The following is a 5,569-nucleotide window of genomic DNA, read 5'->3' on the forward strand; positions in this document are numbered from 1 at the left end:
CCGGCGGCGCATAGGCGGCCGCGGTCGGCGCGCCCGTCACCATCGGCAGCGTGGCGGGCAGGCTCGGCAACGGCGCGCTGCTGTTCGCCGCGGCGGTGTCGTTGGCATCGCCGCCGGGCTTGTTGCAAGCGGACGCGGCCAGCGCGGCGGCAAGCGCCAGGAACACGAACGGACGGCTGGAACGGCGAACGGGCATCGGGCTCTCCCCTGTTGCACGGGACAATGCGGCGTCATGCCACACGGTTCCTGAACCGCCGCTGGTAGTGTCGTTCATCTTACTGCAGCCGAAGCGCGACCTCGTTCATGAAGCGCACGTCGTCGCCGGCCGCCAGCCAGGTCGCTTCCGCCGCGAGCGCGCCGAGCAGCTCGGCGAGCGAATCGACCTCCGCCTTCGCATAATTGCCGAGCACATGGCCGGTCACGCGGTCCTTGTGCCCCGGATGCCCGATGCCGATCCGCACGCGGCGGAAATCAGTCCCCAGATGCTGATCGATCGAGCGCAGCCCGTTATGCCCCGCGGTGCCGCCGCCGGTCTTCACCTTCATTCTCATCGCCGCGAGATCGAGTTCGTCGTGAAAGACGGTCAGCGCGTCCAGGTCGACCTTGTAGAAGCGCAATGCCTCGGCGACGCTGCGACCGCTGTCGTTCATGAACGTCGCCGGCTTCAGCAGCAGCATCTTGTGCGCGCCGATCCGGCCTTCGCGGGTCCAACCCTGGAACTGCTTGCGCAACGGTGCGAAGCCATGGACCTCGGCGATGGCGTCCACCGCCATGTAGCCGACATTGTGCCGATGCATCGCATATGTGCCGCCGGGGTTGCCGAGCCCTGCCCAGATCTGCATTCCGCCTGACTCCGAATGGTGGGCTTTCGTTCTACCAAGCCCCTCTCGGCGAAGGCCGGGGCCCAGTTGCGCAGGTCCCCGAATTCGCGCGGTATCTGCGATTACGACCGCTCGGCACCTGGGCCCCGGCCTTCGCGGGGGAGGGGGCCTATGGCTGGCCTGAATATGAAAAAAGGCGGGAAGGCCATGCCCTCCCGCCCCTTTGGTCGTTGCGTCGAACGATCAGCTCTCGGCCGTATCGTCCTCGGCAGCGTCGTCGCCCTCGGTTTCCGCCGCCTCGGCGGCGGCTTCGGCCGACTGCGCTTCGGCGACCTCGGCCTCCAGGGCCTCGTCCTCGACGGTCGGTACCGTCGGCGGCACGATCGTCGCGATCGTGAAGTCGCGGTCCTCGACCGAGGGATGCACGCCCTCGGGCAGCGTCACGTTCGAGATATGGATCGAATCGCCGATCGCGCGACCCTTCAGCGAAATCGTGATGTCGCTGGGGATTTCCGCCGCATCGCAGACCAGCTCGATCTCGTGGCGAACGATGTTCAGGACACCGCCGCGCTTCAGATAATCCGACTCCTCCTCGTCCGCGAACACCACCGGCACCGATACGGTCACCGTCGCATGCTCGCTGATGCGAAGGAAATCGACGTGGATCGGACGATCGCTGACCGGATGGAAGGCCACGTCCTTGGGTAGCGTGCGCTGGCCGGCGACCATCACGACGGTGGTCATGAAATGCCCGGTCGCGAGCGCCTTGTTCAGCGCCTTTTCCTCGAGATGGATCGCGGTCGGTTCACGGTTCTGGCCGTAGATCACGGCGGGCACGCGGCCATCGCGACGCAGCGCCCGGGAGGCTCCCTTGCCAACCCGGTCACGCGTCTCGGCTGCGAGCGTCATCTGGTCGCTCATCTGTCTTCTCCGAAACTCGTTGTTGCTTCCCGCCCACGCCTCCAGGGATGACCATGGACCGGAAGCGGGCGCGGATAGCGGGGTGGGGGGAATTTAGCAAGCTGACACCGCTCCCCTTGTGGGAGAGGGAGGGGCCCGCTCGGCAAAACCGAGTGGGAGGGTGAGGGGGATGGGCGAACCTCGGTTCCTAACGTCCCCCTCACCCTTCCGCCGCTTTGCGGCTCCCTCCCTCTCCCACAAGGAGAGAGGGAATTAGTATTTCACCCGCGCCGTCTTCACTCCGTCCTTCGCCAGCTGCGCCAGCACCGAATCGCTTCCCGACAGATGCCCAGCGCCCACCGCGATGAAGACCGTGCCCGGCGTCTTCAGCCGGTTCTCGATCCACCCCGCCCAGCGCTTGTTGCGGTCGACCAGCAGCACTTGCTTGACCTCGGGCGAGTCCTTCAGGCTGTCGTTCATCTCGTCCGCCAGCGCCTCGGGCTTGCCGTGCGCCCAGTCGTCGACCATCGTTTCCATCGTCGCTGCCGCGGTCGGCAGTTCGTCGAGCGTCGAGACCAGGAACTGTACCTGCGCCTTGTCGGACAGCGACGCGAAATAACCCAGCTGCTGCTGCGCGGTCTCCAGCCCGATCAATGGCTTGTGGCCGGTGTTGGCGGCGGCGGTGATGACCTGTTCGGGGCCGTTCGCGGAATCGTAACCGAGCTTCGACAAGGGCGCGACCGATAGCTGAGTCGCCGCCAGCCAGGGCTTGTACTTGTCGAGTGCGTTGGCGGGCAGCCCCAGATCGGAGACCGCCTTGGCATAGGCCCCCCGCTTGTCGGCGGGCAGCTGATCGCTGAGCGGCGGCGTGCCGGGCTTGGCGACGCCGTCCGCCATGACCAGCCCCTGCATCACCTGCTGGTCGGGGAGGATCAGTTCCAGCACGACCTCGCCCGACCGGTCGAACGCGGTCTTCACCGCGCGGTCGAACCAGCTGAGGCCGGGTTTCAGCACATGGATCGTGCCGAACAGGTAGATCGTCGTGTCCTTGTCCTTCACCACCCACAGCGCCGGATCGACCTGGTGCGCGGCAGGTGCTGGCGGCGTCGATGCTTTTTGCGCGCATGCAGGCAATGCGAGGGTAAGGGCGATCGCGGTCAGCGCCGCGCGGAGGGGGATAGACGTCAACGATCGTCCTTCTGTCGGTTATGTCCGGATGGTCCTTAACGGTCGGTCGGCAAATCGGACAGTGTCTTGCTAGATCGTATCCCATCCGCCAAAGCCCGCGCCTGTGACGACCAAGCCGCTCAGCTTCCAGCGCATGATCCTGACGCTCCACGACTATTGGAGCGATCGCGGCTGTCTGATCCTCCAGCCCTACGACATGGAGATGGGGGCGGGGACGTTCCACACCGCGACGACGCTGCGCGCGCTCGGGCCCAACCTGTGGAATGCCGCCTTCGTGCAACCGTGCCGCCGCCCCACCGACGGGCGCTACGGCGAGAACCCGAACCGGCTCCAGCATTATTACCAGTATCAGGTGATCCTGAAGCCTTCGCCCGTCGACCTGCAGGACCTGTATCTCGGCTCGCTGACCGCGATCGGCATCGATCCGCTGCTCCACGACATCCGCTTCGTCGAGGACGATTGGGAGAGCCCCACGCTGGGTGCGTGGGGGCTTGGCTGGGAAGTGTGGTGCGACGGCATGGAGGTGACGCAGTTCACCTATTTCCAGCAGATGGGCGGGTACGACATGAAGCCCGTCGCTGGCGAGCTGACCTATGGGTTGGAGCGGCTCGCGATGTACGTTCAGAATGTCGACAATGTCTACGACCTGGCATTCAACGACGCCGGGGTGACGTACGGCGACGTGTTCCTGGAGAACGAACAGGAAATGTCGAAGTGGAACTTCGAGATCGCCGACACCGACGCGCTGTTCGACCTGTTCCGCAAGCATGTCGCCGAATGCGAGAACTCGCTCGCGGCGAAGCTGCCGATCCCCGCGTACGAACAGGCGATCAAGGCCAGCCACGTGTTCAACCTGCTGCAGGCGCGCGGGGTGATCTCGGTCGCGGAACGCCAGGCGTATATGGGCCGCGTCCGCGACCTGGCGAAGGGCGCGTGCGGCGCGTGGATGGACAAGCATGGGTGGGCGGCGTGAGTCCCGCCGAAAATCCTTCCCGGGACGGAGTTTCGGGTTGGATTGCCCCCGGCAATCCAAGATCATGCCGGGGGCATGATCGACCCGAAACTGGGGACCACGCGAAGCGTGGTGGAGGGGGTTCGCCATCACTCCGTCGGGCCGAAATTTACGAAGCCCGCCGCGCGCGTCGCGATATGAGCCTGCCCGAGATACTGCTGTGGCAACGTCTGAAGGGCGCGCCCGAAGGACTGCGTTTTCGCAAGCAACATCCGATCGGCGCGTACCGTGCGGATTTCTACTGCGCCGCCGTAAAACTCGTCATCGAAGTCGACGGGATGGCACACGATATGGGTGATCGCCCGGTGAAAGACGTTGCGCGTACGGCCGCTTTGGAAGCTGAAGGCTATCACGTCTTGCGGGTGCCCGCGTCGGACGTGTTGAAAGACGCCGACGAAGCGGCCGCTTCGATCGTTGCCTATGCCGACCGCCCCCTCCACCATCCTTCGGATGGTCCCCCTCCCCGCGAGCGGGGAGGATTTCCGGTATGACCGACTTCCTTCTCGAACTCCGCTCCGAGGAAATCCCCGCGCGGATGCACGCGAAGGGGCGGGAGGATCTTGCCCGGCTGTTCGCCGCCGAACTCGCTAGGGCCGGGATTGCCGCGGGCGATGTCGTAACTTACGCCACCCCCCGCCGCCTCGCGCTCATCGCGCGCGGTTTGCCGGATGCGACGCAGGCGGTGTCGGAAGAGACCAAAGGCCCCAAGACCGGCGCCCCACCACAGGCACTGGAAGGCTTCCTCCGCAAGACCGGCCTGACCCGCGAGCAACTGGTCGAACGCGACGGCGTCCTGTTCGCGGTTACCGAGAAGCCCGGTCGCGCCACCGCGGACGTGCTGGCCGAGGCGATCCCGGCGATTGTCCACGCGTTCCCCTGGCCGAAATCGATGCGCTGGGGCGAGGCGTCGCTGTCGACCGAATCGCTGCGCTGGGTCCGGCCGCTGCACGGCATCGTCGCGCTGTTCGGCGAGGACGTCGTGCCTTGCCAGGTCGCCGGGATCGAAAGCGGCGCGGCGACGCTCGGGCACCGGTTCCACCATCCGGGTCCGATCACGATCGGTTCGGCGGCGGACTATGTCGAGAAGCTGCGCATGGTCCACGTCCTCGTCGACCAGGACGAGCGCGCGCGGATCGTCCGCGACGGTGCGCGCGAAGCCGCGATGCAGGCGGGGCTGGAACTCGTCGAGGACGAGAGGCTGGTCGCGGAGAATGCCGGGCTGACCGAATGGCCGGTGCCGCTGCTCGGCCGGTTCGACCCCGCGTTCCTGGACGTACCGCCCGAGGTCATCCAGCTGACGGCGCGGGTAAACCAGAAATATTTCGTGTGCCGATCGTCGGATGGCAAATTGGCCAACGCCTTCGTCTGCACCGCGAACATCGCCGCGACCGATGGCGGCGCAAAGATCGTCGAGGGCAACCGCAAGGTGCTGGCCGCGCGGCTGGCGGATGCGCGGTTCTTCCACGAGACCGACCTGAAGGTGCCGCTGGAGGAGCAGGCGGCCAAGCTCGACCGGATCGTGTTCCACGAGAAGCTGGGGACGGTCGCCGACAAGGTCAACCGCGTCGCGAAGCTCGCGCGGTGGCTGGTGGAGGAGGGGATTGTCGGTTCAAAGCCCCTCCCCTTCAGGGGAGGGGTTGGGGGTGGG

The 5,569-nt window shown here is 66.1% G+C and carries 7 protein-coding genes; 3 read left to right on the forward strand and 4 right to left on the reverse strand.

Translation table 11 applies throughout. The features are described from left to right. From HUU99_RS15155 to HUU99_RS15170, 4 genes are all read right to left on the reverse strand, one after another. The coding region (locus HUU99_RS15155; RefSeq protein WP_217430845.1) for a hypothetical protein at nt 1-274 on the reverse strand (274 nt) is incomplete at its 3' end. A gap of 1 nt (nt 275) precedes the next feature. Continuing rightward, complete coding sequence (pth, locus tag HUU99_RS15160; RefSeq protein WP_174287406.1) at nt 276-842, reverse strand: aminoacyl-tRNA hydrolase; 567 nt, start codon at nt 840-842, stop codon at nt 276-278. Nucleotides 843-1,064: 222 nt separating this feature from the next. Next, nucleotides 1,065-1,742 (reverse strand): 50S ribosomal protein L25/general stress protein Ctc, encoded by a 678-nt coding sequence (locus HUU99_RS15165; protein WP_174287407.1) that lies wholly within the window; start codon nt 1,740-1,742, stop codon nt 1,065-1,067. A gap of 252 nt (nt 1,743-1,994) precedes the next feature. Further along, nucleotides 1,995-2,909 carry a TraB/GumN family protein gene (locus HUU99_RS15170; RefSeq protein WP_254603268.1) on the reverse strand — a complete coding sequence of 305 codons (915 nt, stop codon included), beginning with the start codon at nt 2,907-2,909 and terminating at the stop codon, nt 1,995-1,997. A gap of 133 nt (nt 2,910-3,042) precedes the next feature. On the opposite strand from HUU99_RS15170, the gene HUU99_RS15175 reads away from it, so the two are divergent. From HUU99_RS15175 to glyS, 3 genes are all read left to right on the forward strand, one after another. Next, nucleotides 3,043-3,882 carry a glycine--tRNA ligase subunit alpha gene (locus tag HUU99_RS15175; RefSeq protein WP_174287411.1) on the forward strand — a complete coding sequence of 280 codons (840 nt, stop codon included), beginning with the start codon at nt 3,043-3,045 and terminating at the stop codon, nt 3,880-3,882. A 176-nt stretch (nt 3,883-4,058) separates the two neighbouring features. After that, nucleotides 4,059-4,412, forward strand: coding sequence for an endonuclease domain-containing protein (locus HUU99_RS15180; protein WP_174287408.1), 354 nt, complete (start codon nt 4,059-4,061; stop codon nt 4,410-4,412). Then, a partial coding sequence (gene glyS, locus HUU99_RS15185) for a glycine--tRNA ligase subunit beta (RefSeq protein ID WP_174287409.1) occupies nt 4,409-5,569 on the forward strand: 1,161 nt, incomplete at its 3' end. The genes HUU99_RS15180 and glyS, both read left to right, overlap by 4 nt.

The sequence above is a fragment of the Sphingomonas bacterium genome (genome assembly GCF_903642285.1).
GTDB lineage: Bacteria > Pseudomonadota > Alphaproteobacteria > Sphingomonadales > Sphingomonadaceae > Sphingomonas.